General features: G+C 45.0%; 17 protein-coding genes and 1 other RNA gene. 14 read left to right on the top strand and 4 right to left on the bottom strand.

The genetic code is table 11. The annotated features are described in order from the left end of the window. Window positions 1-4: 4 nt before the first annotated feature. The 3 genes from J7J62_03440 to J7J62_03430 are packed head-to-tail and all read left to right on the top strand — an operon-like array spanning window position 5 to window position 3,583. The gene (locus J7J62_03440; GenBank protein ID MCD6124208.1) at window positions 5-1,711 is read left to right on the top strand and encodes a DUF4340 domain-containing protein; all 1,707 of its coding nucleotides are present in this window, start codon (window positions 5-7) and stop codon (window positions 1,709-1,711) included. Beyond that, window positions 1,708-2,604: a hypothetical protein gene (locus J7J62_03435; GenBank protein ID MCD6124207.1), complete on the top strand. Its 897-nt coding sequence runs from the start codon at window positions 1,708-1,710 to the stop codon at window positions 2,602-2,604. Before J7J62_03440 ends, J7J62_03435 begins: the two co-directional genes overlap by 4 nt. Beyond that, window positions 2,594-3,583 carry a MoxR family ATPase gene (locus J7J62_03430; GenBank protein MCD6124206.1) on the top strand — a complete coding sequence of 330 codons (990 nt, stop codon included), beginning with the start codon at window positions 2,594-2,596 and terminating at the stop codon, window positions 3,581-3,583. Before J7J62_03435 ends, J7J62_03430 begins: the two co-directional genes overlap by 11 nt. 51 nt (window positions 3,584-3,634) lie before the next feature. On the opposite strand, the gene J7J62_03425 is transcribed toward J7J62_03430, so the two are convergent. Together J7J62_03425 and J7J62_03420 are read right to left on the bottom strand one after the other, a co-directional pair. Beyond that, complete coding sequence (locus J7J62_03425; GenBank protein MCD6124205.1) at window positions 3,635-4,288, bottom strand: N-glycosylase/DNA lyase; 654 nt, start codon at window positions 4,286-4,288, stop codon at window positions 3,635-3,637. A gap of 174 nt (window positions 4,289-4,462) precedes the next feature. Continuing rightward, window positions 4,463-4,990, bottom strand: coding sequence for a SoxR reducing system RseC family protein (locus J7J62_03420; GenBank protein MCD6124204.1), 528 nt, complete (start codon window positions 4,988-4,990; stop codon window positions 4,463-4,465). A 144-nt stretch (window positions 4,991-5,134) separates the two neighbouring features. On the opposite strand from J7J62_03420, the gene secD reads away from it, so the two are divergent. The 3 genes from secD (at window position 5,135) to hypF (ending at window position 10,262) form a co-directional block, all read left to right on the top strand. After that, the gene (secD, locus tag J7J62_03415) at window positions 5,135-6,922 is read left to right on the top strand and encodes a protein translocase subunit SecD (GenBank protein ID MCD6124203.1); all 1,788 of its coding nucleotides are present in this window, start codon (window positions 5,135-5,137) and stop codon (window positions 6,920-6,922) included. Between the two features lie 18 nt (window positions 6,923-6,940). Further along, window positions 6,941-7,891, top strand: coding sequence for a protein translocase subunit SecF (gene secF / locus J7J62_03410; GenBank protein ID MCD6124202.1), 951 nt, complete (start codon window positions 6,941-6,943; stop codon window positions 7,889-7,891). A gap of 64 nt (window positions 7,892-7,955) precedes the next feature. Then, window positions 7,956-10,262, top strand: a complete 2,307-nt coding sequence (gene hypF, locus J7J62_03405; protein MCD6124201.1) for a carbamoyltransferase HypF — start codon at window positions 7,956-7,958, stop codon at window positions 10,260-10,262. 61 nt (window positions 10,263-10,323) lie between these two features. On the opposite strand, the gene recJ is transcribed toward hypF, so the two are convergent. Together recJ and rnpB are read right to left on the bottom strand one after the other, a co-directional pair. After that, on the bottom strand, window positions 10,324-12,042 hold the full coding sequence (gene recJ, locus J7J62_03400) for a single-stranded-DNA-specific exonuclease RecJ (GenBank protein ID MCD6124200.1): 1,719 nt from the start codon (window positions 12,040-12,042) through the stop codon (window positions 10,324-10,326). A 46-nt stretch (window positions 12,043-12,088) separates the two neighbouring features. Further along, window positions 12,089-12,437, bottom strand: an RNA gene (gene rnpB / locus J7J62_03395) — RNase P RNA component class A. A gap of 139 nt (window positions 12,438-12,576) precedes the next feature. Here rnpB and J7J62_03390 point away from each other — a divergent pair. From J7J62_03390 to cdaA, 8 genes are all read left to right on the top strand, one after another. Further along, window positions 12,577-13,068 carry a helix-hairpin-helix domain-containing protein gene (locus J7J62_03390; protein ID MCD6124199.1) on the top strand — a complete coding sequence of 164 codons (492 nt, stop codon included), beginning with the start codon at window positions 12,577-12,579 and terminating at the stop codon, window positions 13,066-13,068. Between the two features lies 1 nt (window position 13,069). After that, window positions 13,070-13,525: a type II secretion system protein gene (locus J7J62_03385; GenBank protein MCD6124198.1), complete on the top strand. Its 456-nt coding sequence runs from the start codon at window positions 13,070-13,072 to the stop codon at window positions 13,523-13,525. 6 nt (window positions 13,526-13,531) lie between these two features. Beyond that, window positions 13,532-14,458: a pilus assembly protein PilM gene (pilM, locus tag J7J62_03380; GenBank protein MCD6124197.1), complete on the top strand. Its 927-nt coding sequence runs from the start codon at window positions 13,532-13,534 to the stop codon at window positions 14,456-14,458. Window positions 14,459-14,460: 2 nt separating this feature from the next. Then, window positions 14,461-15,354, top strand: a complete 894-nt coding sequence (locus J7J62_03375; protein MCD6124196.1) for a hypothetical protein — start codon at window positions 14,461-14,463, stop codon at window positions 15,352-15,354. A gap of 9 nt (window positions 15,355-15,363) precedes the next feature. Then, on the top strand, window positions 15,364-15,993 hold the full coding sequence (locus J7J62_03370) for a methyltransferase domain-containing protein (GenBank protein MCD6124195.1): 630 nt from the start codon (window positions 15,364-15,366) through the stop codon (window positions 15,991-15,993). Window positions 15,994-16,095: 102 nt separating this feature from the next. Next, a complete protein-coding gene (locus J7J62_03365) occupies window positions 16,096-16,845 on the top strand; it encodes a YebC/PmpR family DNA-binding transcriptional regulator (GenBank protein MCD6124194.1) in 750 nt (249 codons plus the stop codon). Between the two features lie 8 nt (window positions 16,846-16,853). Next, window positions 16,854-17,669: an HAD family hydrolase gene (locus J7J62_03360; protein MCD6124193.1), complete on the top strand. Its 816-nt coding sequence runs from the start codon at window positions 16,854-16,856 to the stop codon at window positions 17,667-17,669. 6 nt (window positions 17,670-17,675) lie between these two features. Further along, the gene (gene cdaA / locus J7J62_03355; GenBank protein ID MCD6124192.1) at window positions 17,676-18,446 is read left to right on the top strand and encodes a diadenylate cyclase CdaA; all 771 of its coding nucleotides are present in this window, start codon (window positions 17,676-17,678) and stop codon (window positions 18,444-18,446) included. The last annotated feature ends 122 nt before the right edge of the window (window positions 18,447-18,568 follow it).

Here is an 18,568-nt window from a genome sequence, read left to right as displayed (position 1 = left end):
TACTATGAGCTGGAGAAAAACTCTGATATTGGGACTGATATTTGCTGTTTTAGTTTTGGCATACTTTTTGGTAATGCCTCGTAAAGGTGTTAAAGCAGGGCAAAGGTTACTTGCTGGGATTGACAAAATAACAAAGTTCACACTTAAAACGAGAAGTGGAACATCAACGGTCGGGATAGATAGCGCGACAGGGAAATGGTATCTTCTTGAGCCGGTTCGCTACCCTGCGGATACTGTTGCTGTTCGCGAGGTGGTTGATAAAGCACTTGAAGCAGCGTATACTGTCGTGGTTGCAGATAGCGGTAATCCGGAGGAATATGGGCTCGCCCCGGTTCCATGGGTGGATTTCAGCGTGAATGGCGTTGGCTTCAAGCTTGGCGACGAAAGCCCAACAAGAAACGGTGTTTACGCACAGATTTACAACGACAAGCGGATTTTACTCGTCCCTCGAGAGATAAGGACTACTCTTCTTCGCGTGCCTACAGATTTCAGGGACAAATCGATAATGCCTAAGCTCGACATAGCAGCCGTAAAAAAGGTTATAGTTAAGAGACCTGCGGGAGAGCTCGTTTTCGCAAGAAAAGATGGCAAATGGTGGATCACACAACCTATTGAATCGGAAGCTGAGCAGAACTATGTTCACGACCTTATATCATCAACAATTAATGCCCGTGCTGCTGATTTCGCTGCGGAGGATCACTCTGATTCTGTTATAGCAGCGCGTAACCTCAGGCAGGCGGGAACAATAACGCTAATAGACACAACGGGCAAAGAATATGTGCTAAATGTTCTTGGTGAATATAGCAAGGAGGACAGCTCACTTCTGGGTTGCTATGGCTGGACGCCTTCCAAAAAGCCACTTTTCGAGATAGCAAGTTACCTTATCACGCTTGTTTCAAGACCAGCGCAGTATTACCGAAGCAGGCAAATTTGCAAAGCTACATCAGCCGACCACATAGAAATCATTGCTCCTGAAAGCACGGTATTGATTGCTGGCATCAAGGCTGGGGGATGGTTCATTTTCGGTAAAGATACCATGCTTGCTAATAGTAAAACCATCGAGAAGTTCCTTCGCGACATAGAGTATGCGTACATTGACTCATTCTTAAAAGACAAAAGATTCCGTGATTCAGGGTGGCGATTCGTTCTTAGCATAGAGGGGAAACCATGCACACTTTTTGTGGGTGATACAGCGTGGGGATACAGAATACAGGTTCGTAAGGGCAGTGGACCAGAATATTTATATGTTGCCAAGTCAAGGATTCTTCCTTGGAAAAGCTATAATACCGAAAGATTTGTGCAGAAGCGGATGATGGATATTCCTATTAGCGACATAAATGAGGTCGAGGTAAGGCTTGGGGGTAAAACTTATAGGTTCATAAGGCGCAGCAAGGAAGACTGGCGTGTTAAAACCCCGTTCGGCGCTCGAGACATGAAAATAAAGCAGATACGACCAACAATTGAGGCAGTAGTTCACATGGCGTACAAAAAGGTTTCGCTTGATACTGCTTTCTCACTTGATGCCTCACATTCGGATATGATAGCATCTATAACGGACAAAAACGGCGCTAAACACCGACTATACCTTGGCAAGCCAGAAGGCGAATTTCGCCCAGCGTATGTTGAAGGTGAGAAGATTAAGTTCCTTGTGCCTGCTCCGGCGTACGATGATGTTAAAAGACGACTTGAGAATGTTTTAAAGCTGAAATGAATGCAGCATTAATAACAATTTTTGCGCTTTTTATGGTTGCTGATTCGGCAACAATTGATAGTAGCGCATACATTGGCTCCATAGCTGTGACGGAGAGTATCAGTGCTGAAAGCGTCCGCGTTGGCGATACCCTGAGAATAGTTTATGTAATGCGCTTCGATACAGACCCCGTTTGCTGGGTTTTGGATACAATCCCGCCGATTAAATTTCAGAATCTCAAACCACTTGGCAGTCGAATTGAAAGCGAGTCTCATTTCGAGGCGAAAGCAAAGTTCGGCACTATGAGGCTCGAATTGCTTTTCACGCCCAAACACCCCGGGGAAGCCATGGTTTTTCAGGATAGCGCGAAATTCATTCATCTACCTGATTCTACTGTGGTCAAGGTTTTACTAAAGGGATTCTCGGTGGTCGCGCTTCCTTCGAAGGTGCGGATTCCGCTTGCTCCACTTGGGCTGACTATTCTTGGGCTGGGATTGTTTTACATGGCGTTCGCTATTATGAAGAAAAAGTCCATGGAATTACAATTCAAGGAGGCGGAAAAGCCCGAAATATCTCCCGAGGAAACTTATTACGCGAGGCTTGTTAGGCTGTCACCGCAAATTCATGGTCACGAGAAAATTATTGAGGAATTGTCACGAACGCTGCGAAAGTATATTGAAGAACGATACGGAATAAAAGCCTCAGGCATGTCGAGCGATGAGATACTTGAGATGCTTTCTGCTCGAATAGCGGGGCAGAAATTCATACTTTTAAAAGAAATTTTACAGTTCTGTGACGATGTGAGATTTGCGGGCAAATACCCGACGAATGAAGAACTTTTGGAGACAATAGATAAGGCTAAAAAGTTTATAGCTTCCGAGGATAAAATTAAGGAGGAAAGCGATGAGCATTAATATCACGGAGCTAAACGAGAGGATAAGGGAGGAATCGGCGTTTGTTGACCGCCTGAGGAACGAAATCTACAAGGTTATAGTTGGACAAAGGCGTGTTATCGATAGACTTCTCATAGGTCTTCTCGCCGACGGTCACATATTGCTTGAAGGGGTACCCGGACTTGCTAAAACGCTTATGATACGCACTCTTGCTGACTGTATAAACGCATCCTTTAAGAGAATTCAATTTACTCCTGACCTTCTTCCCGCAGATATAACAGGAACTCTTATATATAACCAGCAAACGGGAGAATTTGTTCCGAAGAAGGGACCGATATTTGCGAATTTCATTCTTGCCGATGAGATAAACCGTGCACCAGCTAAGGTTCAGTCGGCATTGCTTGAGGCTATGCAGGAAAGACAGGTTACCATAGGAGAAAACAATTTCCCGCTTCCAAAGCCGTTCCTCGTTATGGCAACCCAGAACCCCATCGAACAACAGGGAACATATCCTCTACCCGAGGCGCAAATAGACAGATTTATGCTCAAAGTTATAATAGATTATCCTAATCGCGAGGAAGAGCGCAAAATAATGGAGATTCATACGCAAATAAACCCGCCACAAGCCGAGAAGGTAGTAGAGCCAGAGGATATTCTTCGCGCAAGGGAGGTAGTAAGAGATGTCTATGTTGACCAGAAGATAGAGGATTATATACTCGATATTGTTTTTGCTACCCGTTATCCTGAACAATACGGCCTTGAAGAGCTTAAACCTCTTATAGCATGGGGAGCGTCGCCGCGGGCAACGATGTACCTTCGTCTTGCTGCGCAGGCTCACGCATTCCTCGACAGGCGTGGATATGTTACCCCAGAGGATGTGCGCGCAATAGCTATGGATGTTTTGCGACACAGAGTGCTCATAACATATGAGGCGGAGGCGGAGGAAAAAACATCCGAGGACATAGTAAGAATAATACTTGCTAAAGTCGAAGTGCCGTGATTAAAGATTTAGAATCCTATTCCGTATCCTTTTCAAAATTTTGCGCAATAGTCATTTGAATACCTCGCCTGTTTCCTTGCGCCATAGAAGGAGGTCGAGGTGAGCTGGCGGGATATTAACAATCTCTGCAAAAGACAGGAATTTCTTCTCTATCCCAATATACTTTTTTCGTGTTAGCGATTTTGGAATTTCACTTATCACCCCGAAATGCTTTAGATTTTTAAGAATATGCCTGTCCAGTATTGCGAGATTTTCTCCAAAGCCGATGTTTCGCAGGAAATGGCTCGCCTCTTTGTAGCCCATTCCTTTGATGCTTTTGACAAGCCACTCTCTCGCTTGCAGAGGTTGCTCGAATTGTTTTATCTTTTCTCGCAGGATTATTTTCCCGTCCGCTATAAATTTTTCGCGGGCAAACACGATGTATCGTGCCTTGTTGAACCTGAATCTAACGCCAGTCAACACCGATGCTATATCTTCTATACTGCCCCCAAATATTAGCTTTTCTTCAAAAAGCTCCAAGACTTTCTGCCAGCATATCTTAGCTTTCGACTGAGGAGTTAGAATGCAAAAGACGAGTTCTTTAAGGTAATCAACTTCATCTCCGCTTTCCCATAATCTGCGGAACTCAGCGACTCTTCGGCTTATTATGCTTTCTTTTTCTTTGTAAAGTTCTTTTAGCCTATTAATTTTCGCATCTTTCTCCATTTAGATGAATATTCCCACCTGCTAATCAAAAGTCAAGGATACCATGGAGTCAATAGGTAATAGGTTAAGAGGACGGAATCGCGGAGACCGCGGACACTCGGGGACCGCGGAGATTTAAAATAAAAAATAGATGACAACACAAACAATGCTGGATTGCCGAATTAGGGAAATCGCTTAACTTTCGTCTTGTTGTTGTTCCTGCCCTATAACCTCAACAACCTCATACGATTGCGTGGCGAGTTTAGAGCGCTCCATGGTTCGAATCACGAAATAGCTTATGAATGCCATGAAAACCGAGGACACAACGGCTTTATTGTCAGCCATTCCGATAAAGCGGAAAAAAAGATAGGACAGTAAGAGAACCGCTACAGGCAATATGAATATTATCGCTGCTATTAGTATGTAGCGTGATGGTGCTATAACTATTTTTACCTTGTCCCCCACCTTTGCTGAGACCTTGTTTCGCGCCCAGACCTGCCACTCCCCTTTGCCCTTCATGCCAAGATTCGTTAGCGGACATTTATCGGCTACAGCGCACGATGCGCAGGCTGAACTTCGCGTTATCCGCACACGAACGAGGTCGTCAACCTGCTTCACCACTATGCCCTCTTCCTCTGGTGCACCGCTAATCTTTGAGCCACGCCCAAAAAATGATGTTTCCTCATCGTGACTCTTGCCTATCTTCGATGTCCTGATAGCCATATCAGTTCCAAAATCGCATTAAAAATGAATTAGTCAACAATTTTGCTGGAAAACTTGAAAACTAAAACTTAAATTGTAACTTTAGTTTGACATCATTATGTTAAATAATATTTTCACTGCTTGACATAATTAAGGGAGGAATAAATGAAAGGCATAGCGTGGAAATTGGTTCTAACCATAATTCTTGTTTTAATAGCACTTTATTATCTATATCCCACCATAAGACTCGCCACCCTTCCCGAAAAAGTAAGGAAGGAAAATCCAGCACTGGTCGATAGCCTGCAGCTGAAAGGGTTGCGTTTGGGATTGGACCTAAAAGGAGGCACTCATCTCGTTTACGAGGTGGATACCACCAAACTTCCTCCTGACATGGCGGAAATACCAATAGATGAGGCACTCGAGGTTATCCGCACGAGAGTCGACCAATTCGGCGTAGCTGAGCCTGTTATCCAAAGGGCTGGCGAAACGCGAATAATCGTGGAACTCCCGGGCATCCAGGACATAGAACGGGCGAAACAACTAATCCAGGAAACAGCGTTATTGGAATTCAGGTTAATGCGCGATGCCAACGATGTGAAAAGATTCGTAGACGCTATGGATAGACTGCTTGAAGAGCATCCCGAATACCTCGAAATGGCAAAAGCTGGTAAGATTGGTGAAAAAGCTGAAGCCGAAACAACAGAGCTTGCAGAAACGACAAAAGCAGTGGCGGAATCACTTTTAGCAAAGGCTGAAAAAGAAACCACCGAGGTTGCTGCCCACATCGAATCCACAAAAACGGCGAAAAAGGAAACTACCGTAATAACTGGCAAGGCTATATTCGGGAAAGAAGCTGAAAAAGCCGAGGAAAAACCCACCCCGGCACCAGAAGAAGAAGTTCCCGCTGAAGAAAGACCGTTCTCATCAATGGTATTCGTGAAAAACAACGACATAATGGTTATCGCATCCTATGTTAATGTCGTGGACAATCTTCTAAAACTTCCGGAAGTGAAAAAACTCATACCCCACTCGACCCTCCTCTGGGATGCTCACTTTTCCGACTACGAGGGCACCCGCGTGAAAAAACTGTATCTTCTACGAGATAAGGCAGAGCTTACGGGCGCCCACCTAAAAAGCGCTTCCTGGCGACTCGGCGGCGGAAGAACACCCAACGCGCCAGTGGTATACCTCAATTTCGATGCTCAAGGAACTAAAATTTTCGCAAGGGTAACGGGCGCAAACATTAAAAAGCGACTCGCAATAGTCCTTAATGGAAAAGTATTCACAGCGCCGGTGATAAACGACAGAATACCAAGTGGCAGAGCAATAATAGAGGGAATAAGAAATGTTGATGAGGCAAAAATAATAACTATAGTTCTGCGCGCTGGCTCACTACCTGTCCCGCTTAACATAATAGAAGAGCGTAGCGTTGGCCCACTTCTCGGCGAGGACTCAATAAGAAAAGGCAAAAACGCCGCTATAATAGGGTTAATATTGGTAATGATCTTTATGATAGTCTATTACAAGTTTGCCGGTATAGTCGCTGACATAGCATTAATCCTTAATCTAATACTTCTCCTTGGCGCACTTGCCATGCTTAACGCCACGCTAACTCTCCCCGGAATAGCAGGAATAATCCTGACTATAGGTATGGCGGTTGATGCCAATGTTCTGATATACGAGCGAATACGAGAGGAATTGCGAACAGGAAAAACCATAAGAATGGCTATAGAGGCTGGCTACAACAGAGTTATAGTAACGATAATAGACGCAAATGTGACGACTTTAATAGCAGCACTGGTGCTGTTTAATTTCGGAACAGGACCGATAAAAGGTTTCGCCATAACACTTATGCTCGGTCTTCTCATATCAATGTACACTGCCATAGTCGTTACAAGAATGATTTTCGACTGGTATGTTGTGGGACTAAAGAAAGAAACAATATCTATATAAAGCACTGGAGGGATAAAAATGCAATTTTTCCAGACCATCGAATGGGACTTTTTAAAACCGCGAAAAATAGCTTTCGCAATCTCGGGAATACTAATTCTGGCAAGCCTTGTTTCGCTTATAGTTCATGGTGGGCCAAGATACGGTATTGATTTTACCGGTGGACGAGTTCTCGAAATATCCCTCGGCAAAAAGGCTGACATTGGCGAAATACGCTCAATCCTTGCCAGCGCTGGTCTGACGGGAATCGAGGCGCAGACTATAAAAGGCGAAAAGCCATGGATAATGCTTCGCATCCCGATGGAGCTTGACGAAAAATACAAAGATATAACGGGAGTTATCCTTGACGCGCTTGGGGCTCATCTTACACCACAGGAAGGGTATGACATAAAAATACTTTCCAATGAAAAGGTGGGACCCAAAGTCGGCGTAGAGCTGAGACGCAAAGCTATAAAAGCCATAGTAATAGCGCTGTTTTTGATGCTGATATACATCTGGATAAGATTCCAGCTCAGGTTTGGCGTGGCATCGGTACTGGCGCTTTTCCACGATGCGTTCATAACACTGGGGATATTCTCGATTTTAAACAAGGAAATTAACCTATCGATCGTAGCAGCATTGCTTACCATTGTCGGTTATTCGATAAACGACTCGATAGTCATATCAGATAGAATTCGAGAGAACATGGCAAAACTCCGCAAACTGCCATTTTATGATATCGTAAACAAGAGCCTGAGTCAGGTCTTCTCGCGAACGATAATAACCTCACTCACGACACTGATAGTCGTTTTGTGCCTCCTTCTCTTCGGAAGCCTACCCATAAGGGATTTTGCGTTGGCGCTGTTCATAGGAGTAATAGTCGGAACCTACTCCTCCATCTACATCGTGAGCCCTATCGTCGTCCAATGGGAAAAGTGGTTCCCCAAAAGGGTTGGGGTGCGCGGCCGTCCCCACACTGCTCGAGCAAGATAATCTGAAAGCAAGCAAAGTTGCCAAATAAATAGCCCTCGCTCCGAAAATATGGACAAGCCAATTGATGAAAGCGCTTATAATAAAAGTTTATGGCGTAGTTCAGGGGGTAGGATTTCGACCCTTCGTCTATCGTATCGCCAACAAATTTGGTATTTCTGGATTCGTAAGAAATGAGAGCTGGGGAGTGCGAATATTTGCCCAGGGAGAAGATGAAAAAATTCAGAACTTCCTAAGAAGCCTTCGCGACGAACATCCAAAAGCTGCCGTAATTGAATCTATCGAGACAGAAGAGACTGAACCTCGAAAAGGTGTAAATTCATTCGTTATCGAGAAATCAGCAACAGCGGATACGATAGGACTTATGCCTCCAGACCTTGCCACCTGTGACGATTGTCTTTCTGAACTCTTTGACCCAGCCGACAGAAGATACCTTTATCCTTTCATAAACTGCACCAATTGTGGTCCAAGGTTCACTATAGTTCGTAAACTTCCCTACGACAGACCTCGAACGACAATGGCAAAATTTAATATGTGCTCCGACTGCCGTAAAGAATACGAAAATCCTCTCGACAGGCGCTACCATGCTCAACCAGTCTCCTGCGCCAAATGCGGACCTCACTACTATCTAAGCATAAAGAACGGTAAAAAATTCAACAACACAAACCTTATAGACAGTGATGCCATAGAGTTCGCTGCGAGACTTGTTTCATCAGGCAAAATAATAGCTATGCAGGGGATAGGTGGTTTTCACCTTATATGCTCAGCACGCAACGACGACGCCATAGCACGACTTCGCGAATGGAAACGCCGACCAACGAAGCCTTTCGCCGTTATGGCAGCTAACATAAGCTCGGTAAAGGAAATAGCGCACGCCACACAATTTGAAATATCGCAACTAAGCTCACCTTACGCCCCCATAATGCTTCTCAGGAAACGCCAAGAAAACTCAATATCCCGCCTCATCGCACCTGGGCTGTCGAGGATAGGGGTTATGCTACCCTACGCACCGGCACATCACATGTTATTCAGAATGGAGGCACCAGATGTTATAATAGCTACATCCGGTAACAGGAGGGACGAACCGATAGCCAAAGACCCAGAAGATGCAATGACACGACTGGATATAGCCGACGCGATTCTATGGTATGACCGCGAGATTCACAACAGAGTTGATGATTCAGTGGGCTTTGAACTCGATGGTGAATTAATATTAATGCGCAGGGCAAGGGGTTTCACGCCGTCGCGATATCAGCTTTCGGTTAAATGTGAGCCTGCGGTGGCATTCGGTGCTGACATGAAAGGTGGAATAGCGATAACGGACGGCAAATTTATCTATCCATCTCAATACCTTGGCGAAATGGAAGACCCGCTCGCGCAGGATTTCCTTATTGAAACGGTGAACAAGTTTCTTGAGTGGCTCGAGATTAAGCCCAAAGCCGTTATTGTGGATAAGCATCCCGATTACCATTCGCGCAGATTAGGAATAGCATTCGCAAAAGAGCTTGGTATCCCCTGCTTTACCGTTCAACACCACAAATCCCACCTCTGGGCAGTAATAGCAGAACAAGGCATTCAGGAACCGGTTGCGGCAGCGATATTCGATGGCACCGGCTACGGCGATGACGGCAACATTTGGGGCGGGGAATTTTTCACTGCAAGTCCTGAGGGAACAATAAACCGAGTCGGTCATGTCCGCATTATTCCTCAGCCCGGCGGTGATGCAGCCGCAAAGAAGATAACAAGGATGGCGTTAGCGTATCTGATAAGGATTTTCGGCGATGACGCAAGAAAACTTAGCCTTCCCCTCTTCGAAAGAATTACCGACCGTGAACTCGAATTCGTAAAAAGAGTTGTAGAACAGAGCAAGCCCCCGCTTACTACGAGTATGGGACGATTTTTCGACGCTGCAGCCGCTATAGCAGGAGTAGCTTTTGAGAACGACTACGAAGCAGAAGCACCAATGATGCTCGAAAGCCTCGCTTATCCCGATATAACGGTAAAACCGTATGCGTATCAGGTGCTGGAGAAGGAAGATTTAATAGAGTTAAACTTTGACCCAACTTTGAAGGAACTTTCAAGGGATACTGAGAAGAAAAAGCCGAAGGAAGAAATAGCCACAAGATTCCATCTTACGGTAGCTCATGCTACTGCTATGGTACTTGGTATCCTGTCTGAGAAGTATGGAGTCAGGATAGCGGCTGTATCCGGTGGGGTCTTCCAGAACAAAACACTTCTGTGGATGTTAAAAAAGCTACTTTCAGGCAAAATAGAACTTGTTTACCCACTTCTAAATCCCGCAAACGATCAAGGAATTGCTGTGGGTCAGATTATGGCTTTCGCGCTGGGACAGGTTGAACCGTTAAAAAGTTGAATTTACACAAAAACTTTAAATTACGCCCTCAAGGTGAAACCGCGGGGATTTTCCCGAAAGATTAATCCATGTCGAGTCGCCAGTTGCCAAGTTTTATATCTTTGAGCCTCAATTGAACATCAGGTGTGCCATAATATGTGTTTTTCTCGACAACCACTGCAAGGTTTATCGGTCTCGAGCTCATGAGCAAACGCTGTTTGTGCGAACCAAAGCCAAATCCTATGACATCTATCAACCTTTTCTGGTTTTTAATTTTGAAGCGCAGGTGGTTGTTCCCCACTATTTTTGGTTCACCAGCTATGGTGACATCCTCAAGGAGAAAAATAGGTCTCATATTATCTGGACCGTATGGTGCAAAAAGCTCGAGCCACTTTACGAGATTAAGGTCTATTTCGTCAGCGGAAATTTTGGCATCTATCTGAAGTTGTGGCACAAGGTCCGCCTGAGTTAGATGTTCATTCGCGTACGCCAAAAATTCTTGCTTGAATTTTTCTATTTTATCGGGTTCGATACACAGCCCCGCAGCGTGTTTGTGACCCCCGAATTTGGTAAGAAGATAACCCGTGCTCCTAAGCGCATCAAGCAAATGGAACGATGGGATGCTTCGCCCAGAACCCTTGCCAACACCGTCTATAGTAGATATGAGAACAACTGGACGATAATACCTTTCCACCAACCGCGAAGCTACTATTCCTATAACTCCCAGATGCCATTTATCACTCACAAGAACTATTGCCTTGTCGTCGGGGTTCATGGTTCTTTCGGCGAGCTCAATAGCCTCAGCGAAAATTCGCTCGTCAAGGTCTTTTCTGCGTTTGTTTTCGTCCTCAAGGATCGCGGCTATTTTTCGTGCCTCATCCATGCTGTGGCTTACGAGAAGTTTAAATGCCAGCTCAGGGTCGCTTATTCTTCCCACCGCATTAAGCCTCGGTGCAAGGATAAACACTATGTGCCAGCTCGAAAGTTCATTACCCCAGATTCCCGCGGTCTGCAGCAATGCCTTTATGCCGGGCTTCTGCGTCATCTCTATAGTTCTGAGACCGAATCGCGCAAGAATTCTGTTCTCCCGCGTTAGTGGAACTATGTCGGCTATAGTTCCGAGTCCAACGAGATCAAGATGCTGATGAAGCTCTGCTTTATCCTCATTGAGAACATCGTAGAGGGCATCTGCAAGCTTGTACGCAACCCCAACTCCGGAAAGGTCCCTGAACGGAACACTCTCATCCTCAATAAGTTTCGGGTCAACAACAGCCACAGCATCCGGTATCCTTTCTGCGGGCTCGTGGTGGTCAGTTATTATGCAATCTATTCCCCGACTCTTTGCATACTCCACCGCGTCGACTCCGGTAATCCCGCAATCCACCGAAATAAGCAACGACGCCCCCTTGGAAACCGCATCGTCTATGCCCTGCTGCGAAAGACCATAGCCCTCGGATATCCTATCAGGAAGATACCATGTAACATCAGCACCAAAACGACTTAACACCGAATACAAAAGTGCCGTTGCAGTAATACCATCGACATCGTAGTCGCCATATATAACTATCCGTTCTTTTGTTCTCAGCGCTCGCAGAATACGCTCTACGGCTTTATCCATATCGGGAAGCAGAAGCGGGTCACTAAGATCAGTTAAAGACGGGTAGAAAAATGTTTTAAGTTCTTTAGTAGAAGAGAATTTTCGTGCACCAAGGACCTTGGCAACAGCCTCGGGGATTGATAGCTCGAGGGTGAATTTTTTTATAAGCTCCGGGTCAGGGGTTTCAGCCAGCACCCACTTCATTCCTTCCTCCTATTCTCCAAGGGCAGCTGGCTGAGCAGGCGAGAACCCTTAGGTAAGGTAAGCCGGGTTCTGTCGCCGAGATTCTCGGCTCAGGGACATTTATCTTGCCTTCAGGTTGCCCTGAAGGTCACTCGCGGTCCACCCGGAGGCATAGGGAGAGCCACCCGCCTCCTTCTTGACCTTGCTTCCACATAGGGTTTGCCAGCCCTCGATGTCTCCATCGAGGCAGAGGGTTTCTTAAGCCCTCCCATTTCACCCTTGCCTTTCGGAGACAACTCCTCCAGGCGGTATAGTTTCTGTGGCACTTTCCGCCCCTTTCGGGGCCCTCGTGTTACGAGGTATGCCGGCTCGTGGAAGCCCGGACTTTCCTCCCCTAAGGGTGTCCCTGTTTACCTCCCATAGGTTCTCGCCCGCTCAACTTTCCTTTCTTATCAATTATACAAATTCAAGGCAAAAAATGCAACCAATTTAAACCAATAACCCCTTGATTTTTGTGTTTGCAAAAACCTTTATGGACAATTAAATTTAACCTTGATGTTAGGGCTGAGATTGGATAAGATAAAGGCTTTGGCGCTCGCTTTGATAATTTGTGCAATAATGCTGCCTAATGTTCCATCGCTTCTGGCGCTGGGAAAAGCAGAACCACCAGCTAAATCTGACGAAGCAACTGTAAGCGAAAACGCGGAGAAGGCTGGAAAAGAAGAAAATAACATTGAAATTAAAGTTTTAAGCGAAAGCGTAAGCAAAACTGAAGTTAACAAAGTAACTGAGAAACATAAATTCCAGGGAGACAAGAAAGCTTATACCCAAAAGACGAAAATTAACATAAACACAGCGTCGAAAGACGAGCTCATGAGTCTTCCTGGTATTGGCCCAGTGCTTGCGCAGAGGATAATTGAGTATCGGCGCCAGCATAACGGTTTTAGAAGTGTCGAGCAAATGCTTGAGGTAAAAGGGATAGGGAAAAAGAAGCTTGAGAGAATAAAGAAATTAGTAACTGTTGGTGAAGTAAAGAAAGGGGAGTAGTATGCGAAGAGGATTAATGCTACTTGATGTGATAATAATAATTCTCGCTATAGGAGTTGTGGCAACACTTCTTCTGCCAAAAATAAGGACAGATAAAGAAGTGCGCCTTAGAGAGGCTTGCCGCCAACGAATGATGCTTATATCAGAGGCTGAAATGAAGTATTTCGAAACTGCTGGCGGAAGATTAGCACCTGATACGACAGACACAACAAAGCAAGAAACGAAAGGGAAAAGTAAAAAGTCCAAAAAACAGGAAATAATCCTTAGAAAATTCACAGATGACCCTGAGATATTAAAGAAATTTTTGCCCGAGGGAGCTGATACATTTGACTTCGTATGTCCACTTGACGGGCGAGCGTACATTATAGTCGCCCGAGACTCATTCTTCTACTCCATAAGCTGTCCCAACGGGCATGGACAGGTAATACTCGGCAATCCCAGCTGGGAGACTAAATAGCATCAAATGCCAAAAAATGCGCTGGGAATCTATATCGGTGAACGAGAGATAATCTGCACCGAGGTAAAACTCGGAGGCACTATTGTTGTTGAAAAACTAATCTTTTCTGATATTCCAGAAGGTGCGGTTTCCCTCGGAGTAATAACCGACATAAAGTCATTAGCTAAAATACTAAGAAACTTGCTCGAGCAGATAGAGGTCACAACCGACAGCGCCGTAACAAACATTCCACCAAACCTTTGCGGAATAAAAATCATTCCCGAGGAGCCAGGATACGAGAAGATATCGAACGACCAGATATCCTGGGAAATGTCCTACCACATGAACGAGCCACAGGAAGAGCTTATTACTTCTTATCAGCATGCTGAAAACGGCATAATCCTTTCGGCGGCACGCAAGGACGATGTCATTGATAGAGGGCGGGTTCTTGAGGATGCCGGACTTTTCGTCGAATCAATACAACCTCAGCCCATAGCCGACTTTAACCTCGTTTCGCTTATAAGCAGATTACAATCCGGTTTCGGAGCTATAGTAGTGCATATCGACTACCCATACTCCCATGTTACCATTTTCGACCGCGGTCGATTCTTTTACGGCATCCATTTTTTCACCGACATCTACGCCCACGAGCGCATAGGAGAAACTGTAGATACCGCCCGCCTGAGAAACGACATTCTCGATGCGGTGCGAATAACGCTCGGAGCATACCTAAAAAGAGAGCCAGCGTTCCGTCCAACCGGGATAATTTACATTGGCAAAAAACTTGACGAGGCATTCCGCAATTCACTGAATGACAGGCTTGGTTTCTCAGAAATAAACATCGAAAAACTGGTGAGCCGAACTATGAAAATTAGGGTTTCAACGACCAAAAAACCATTAAGTCAGCTATTGCCCGTAGTTGGGTTATCTCTATACTTATATTACACGAAGTAGAAATGGCAAAATTCGCATACATAAATCTTTACCGTTCCCACGAGCAACCTGACCCTGCGCAAAGGGCGTCATCAGTTCGTAAACTTTATACATCTATCTTAACTGTGACCATGATTCTCACAGTGGCCACGGTTATCTACTTCAAGTCATCGACGCAGATAATACGGGCGGAATTGGTCGAGCCAAGCAAAATGGAAGTAGTAAAGCGCAAAAGTCTCAGAATGGTTATTTCAAAGCGGAAAGCACGGTTCACAAGGCTCGTGCTAAAACTTAAAGCCTTACCGCCAGAAACTCTAATCACTGACGGTGACCATCACTTCATAGCGGTTTACTCGCTGGTGGATATAGGCGGCATTAAAAGCGTATTGGACAAGCTCAACCAGCTTGAGTTATCGCCTGCCATAATCGACACGCAAACATCAGGAGGCAGGATAATCGTTACAATAAGGGGAATAAACCCTCCCGCATTATCAACCAAAAGACCCGCTCCTATTCCACCTTACGAAAGAACCTCAATAATGAACCGTATAGACTCGTTAGCTATGTCTAAAGGGCTGGAATTCCTCGGTCCACGGGAAAACATTGCTATAAAAAAGGATGCCGTTCGGGAGGTATTCCTCTACAGGACTTCTCTTGGTGGTTCTTACGATTCACTGGCAGCATTTTTTGCGGGTGTAAGCCGCCTGCGACACGCAGTAATACCAGAAAAATTCCTCATCGGGAAAAAAGAAAAAGATTACGAGTTGAATGTTATCTGGGGACTATACTTTTTCAAGTTTGGGGCGGACACAACCAAAAGAGTCAGCGCAAAAATCTATCGAAAGAAACCTCGTATATTAGCCTTCCGGTGGCATTATAATCATCAAAGCACTGCATCGAATTCCCCACGACTTTAGGCGTTCATCGTGGACGAAAAATACCAGGACAAAATAAGAAAAAGATATAAACTCGCCTCAAAATTCTACTTTTTAGCTGACTTAATTCTTTCAGGAGTTCGAAAGAAAATTGCCGAACTTATCGAACTTGGACCGGGTGCTAAAGTTCTCGACATCGCTGCTGGAACTGGTAAACAGGCTTCAGCCTTCGCCGAATTGGGCTTAAACATTATCGGAATCGATATTTCAGAGCACATGTTGCGGTTAGCTGCCCGACACGCGAAGCACAGGAATATCTACTTCTGCGTCTCCGATGCGGCGAGACTCCCGATAAAAGACGAAAGTGTTGATGGATGCTGTATTTCATTCGCGCTGCACGAGATACCGCAAAAAGAAACAGTAAAAATACTATCGGAAATGGTCAGAGTAACAAAACAGGGCGGCAAAGTAATCGTTGCCGATTATTCCCTTCCAAAAAATCCGATAGCAAAGTTTCCTGCGTATAACATAATAAAATTGGTTGAGGGTAAAAGTTACGCACAATTCATCAAGCTAAACATGGGTGGTATTCTCAGTCAATTAGGCATCAAAGTGAAGAGAGAACATTCATTGTTCTTCGGCATTGGAAAAATAACCGTCGGGATAAACCTAAAAGAATGACCTTTTAAATTATCTCTTGCACTGGCATCGGGAAGTTTGATGTTGATAAAATTTCTGAGCGTGCTATAATAATTAATGAACAAAAAGCCAACGGAGGTGGTAATGAGCGGACATTCTAAGTGGGCACAAATAAGGCATAAAAAGGCGGCAATGGATGCCAAACGAGGGCGACTATTTACTAAGCTTATTCGTGAGATAACAGTTGCTGCACGGCTTGGTGGCGGTGACCCGGCGGGCAATCCGCGTTTAAGAGCTGCTATAGCCGCTGCTAAAGCTGCTAATATGCCTTCAGAAAATATCGAACGAGCCATTAAGAAAGGAACCGGAGAGCTCCCCGGAGTTGCTTACGAGGAAGCATCCTATGAGGGTTATGGTCCCGGTGGTGTCGCTATAATGGTGGAAGTCCTTACCGACAATAAGAGGCGAACAGTTGCAGACATCCGCCATATATTCTCGCGTTTTGGTGGCAGTCTTGGCGAATCAGGCTGCGTGTCATGGATGTTCACGAAAGCGGGATTAATAACCATACCTAAGGACAACATCGACGAGGACAAACTCATAGATGTAGCGCTCGAAGCAGGAGCCATCGACATAAAGGAGGAAAAAGAATACTACGAGATATACACGGAACCGAAAGACTTATTCGATGTCCGCCAGAAACTCCTTGAGGAAGGTTTCACCGTCGACACAGCTGATTATACTGCCATACCCCAAAGCGTTGTTCCGGTAAGCGAAAAGGATGCCGCAAAACTTCTCAAACTGCTGGCAGCGCTCGAGGACCACGACGATGTTCAAAAAGTTTACTCCAACATGGATATACCGGACGAAATATTGGAGAAAATAGAAGTGTAAGGTTTCAAATGATAAAATTAGTTGTAATTGACCTCGACGGCACCCTCATAGGAAGCGACCTCAGCCTTGGCACCAGAACCATTGAATCAATAGAAGCAGTAAAGAAAGCTGGCGTTAATGTAACATTTGCCACAGGCAGAATGGTCTCCGCTACGAGAATCTATGCTCATGAACTTGGCATAGACCTACCTATAGTAGGTCTAAACGGTGCGCTGGTTAAGCCCCTGTCAAACAATGAGTGCGTATTCCACGCTCCTCTCAGCAGCGAATCATTCCTGAAAGCTCTTGATGTTCTTGCCACAACTAATGCCACAACATTAGTCGTTGATCGAGACGAAGCCTTCGGGTGGAATCTTACGGCAAAAATGCGAAAAATTCTATCATCGTGGATATGTGACATAAAGGAAATAGACCCCACCGATTCCCCAACTACACCGACAATAGCACTCGTTTCGGGCGATGAGAAACCCGTAAAAGAAACAGCAGAAAGAATACAAAAACTAAACCTTCCTGATGTGCAGGTTTTTCTTTTCCCGTCAATAAGATACTATCCTATGTGGTATTTTGAGCTGAGAAGAATTGGGGTCAACAAGGGAACGGGACTAAAAGCTTTGCGAGAATACCTTGGCATAGAAAAGAGCGAAACACTTGCTATAGGCGACTTTATAAATGATGTTCCAATGTTTATGGAAGCCGGGATTCGCGCTACTGTCGCCAATGCACACGAGAATGTTTTGAAAATAGCCGATTATGTATCAAAATACTCGTGCGACAACGATGCAGTAGCGGACATCATTGAAAACCTGATACTAAGGAGAGTATAAAAGGGCATGGTTAAGCTATTCAACATATATTTCATTCCCGTAACACTAAGCGACATAGTCGATATAGCTATAGTTGCACTTCTCGTTTACATTGCGCTGCGACTTATCAGAGGTTCGCGAGCGCGACCGATGCTTATAGGGCTCATAGTAATTCTTTTTGGTGCACTTATAGCTTACTGGCTTGACCTTAAAACCATCGGCTGGCTTGTGCGACGGCTGGCAATGATCTGGGCGCTCGTTTTTATAATACTTTTCCAAACCGAAATAAAGGACATCCTCACAAGGCTTGGGAGCGCAAGAATTTTCAACCCGTTCAGAATCAGAACATCAGAAGAAACCATAAAGGCAATAAAAGAAAGCCTAAGACAGCTTCGCGAAATGAGAGCAGGTGCACTAATAGCTATTCAGCGAAAAACGCCGCTTTCGGGGGTCGTGGTCGGTGGCAAATCGATAGGAGCAAAGGTGACACCCGAACTTATCGTTAGCATATTCTCTCCTATGACACCACTTCATGATGGCGGCATAATAATAAGAGGCGACAGAATTGAATCAGCGGCATGTCAGTTCCCGCTAACAGAGGACGAACACTACAGAGACATATTCGGGATGAGACACCGAGCAGCAATAGGGCTAACCGAAAACTCAGACGCTGTAGTGGTGGTTCTATCCGAGGAAACGGGCAATGTTTCACTTGCGATAAGAGGCAAAATTTACACTAACCTATCCTTGGATGAGCTTGAGAGAAAGCTCGCCGCAACACTGAGTGAAAAGCAATAAGAAGCCTTCAAATACCTCGAAAAAATAAGCATAAAGCAACTTGACTATTCTTTCTTGACACATTTTTTCAAATTAATGAAATCTTTCGCCAAAATTTTTGCGGTAATAATTTTTATTTCATC

It is taken from the genome of bacterium (assembly GCA_021159335.1).
Classification (GTDB): domain Bacteria; phylum UBP14; class UBA6098; order B30-G16; family B30-G16; genus JAGGRZ01.
Note: the sequence above shows the minus strand (reverse complement) of the source record. Positions and strands in the feature narration are given on the sequence as shown.

Bases quoted from the DNA above. Each gene is read 5' to 3' on its own strand.
- J7J62_03440 (MCD6124208.1), top strand. From the start codon at position 5: ATGAGCTGGAGAAAAACTCTGATATTGGGACTGATATTTGCTGTTTTA.
- J7J62_03435 (MCD6124207.1), top strand. From the start codon at position 1,708: ATGAATGCAGCATTAATAACAATTTTTGCGCTTTTTATGGTTGCTGAT.
- J7J62_03430 (MCD6124206.1), top strand. From the start codon at position 2,594: ATGAGCATTAATATCACGGAGCTAAACGAGAGGATAAGGGAGGAATCG.
- J7J62_03425 (MCD6124205.1), bottom strand. From the start codon at position 4,288: ATGGAGAAAGATGCGAAAATTAATAGGCTAAAAGAACTTTACAAAGAA.
- J7J62_03420 (MCD6124204.1), bottom strand. From the start codon at position 4,990: ATGGCTATCAGGACATCGAAGATAGGCAAGAGTCACGATGAGGAAACA.
- secD (MCD6124203.1), top strand. From the start codon at position 5,135: ATGAAAGGCATAGCGTGGAAATTGGTTCTAACCATAATTCTTGTTTTA.
- secF (MCD6124202.1), top strand. From the start codon at position 6,941: ATGCAATTTTTCCAGACCATCGAATGGGACTTTTTAAAACCGCGAAAA.
- hypF (MCD6124201.1), top strand. From the start codon at position 7,956: ATGAAAGCGCTTATAATAAAAGTTTATGGCGTAGTTCAGGGGGTAGGA.
- recJ (MCD6124200.1), bottom strand. From the start codon at position 12,042: ATGAAGTGGGTGCTGGCTGAAACCCCTGACCCGGAGCTTATAAAAAAA.
- J7J62_03390 (MCD6124199.1), top strand. From the start codon at position 12,577: ATGTTAGGGCTGAGATTGGATAAGATAAAGGCTTTGGCGCTCGCTTTG.
- J7J62_03385 (MCD6124198.1), top strand. From the start codon at position 13,070: ATGCGAAGAGGATTAATGCTACTTGATGTGATAATAATAATTCTCGCT.
- pilM (MCD6124197.1), top strand. From the start codon at position 13,532: ATGCCAAAAAATGCGCTGGGAATCTATATCGGTGAACGAGAGATAATC.
- J7J62_03375 (MCD6124196.1), top strand. From the start codon at position 14,461: ATGGCAAAATTCGCATACATAAATCTTTACCGTTCCCACGAGCAACCT.
- J7J62_03365 (MCD6124194.1), top strand. From the start codon at position 16,096: ATGAGCGGACATTCTAAGTGGGCACAAATAAGGCATAAAAAGGCGGCA.
- J7J62_03360 (MCD6124193.1), top strand. From the start codon at position 16,854: ATGATAAAATTAGTTGTAATTGACCTCGACGGCACCCTCATAGGAAGC.
- cdaA (MCD6124192.1), top strand. From the start codon at position 17,676: ATGGTTAAGCTATTCAACATATATTTCATTCCCGTAACACTAAGCGAC.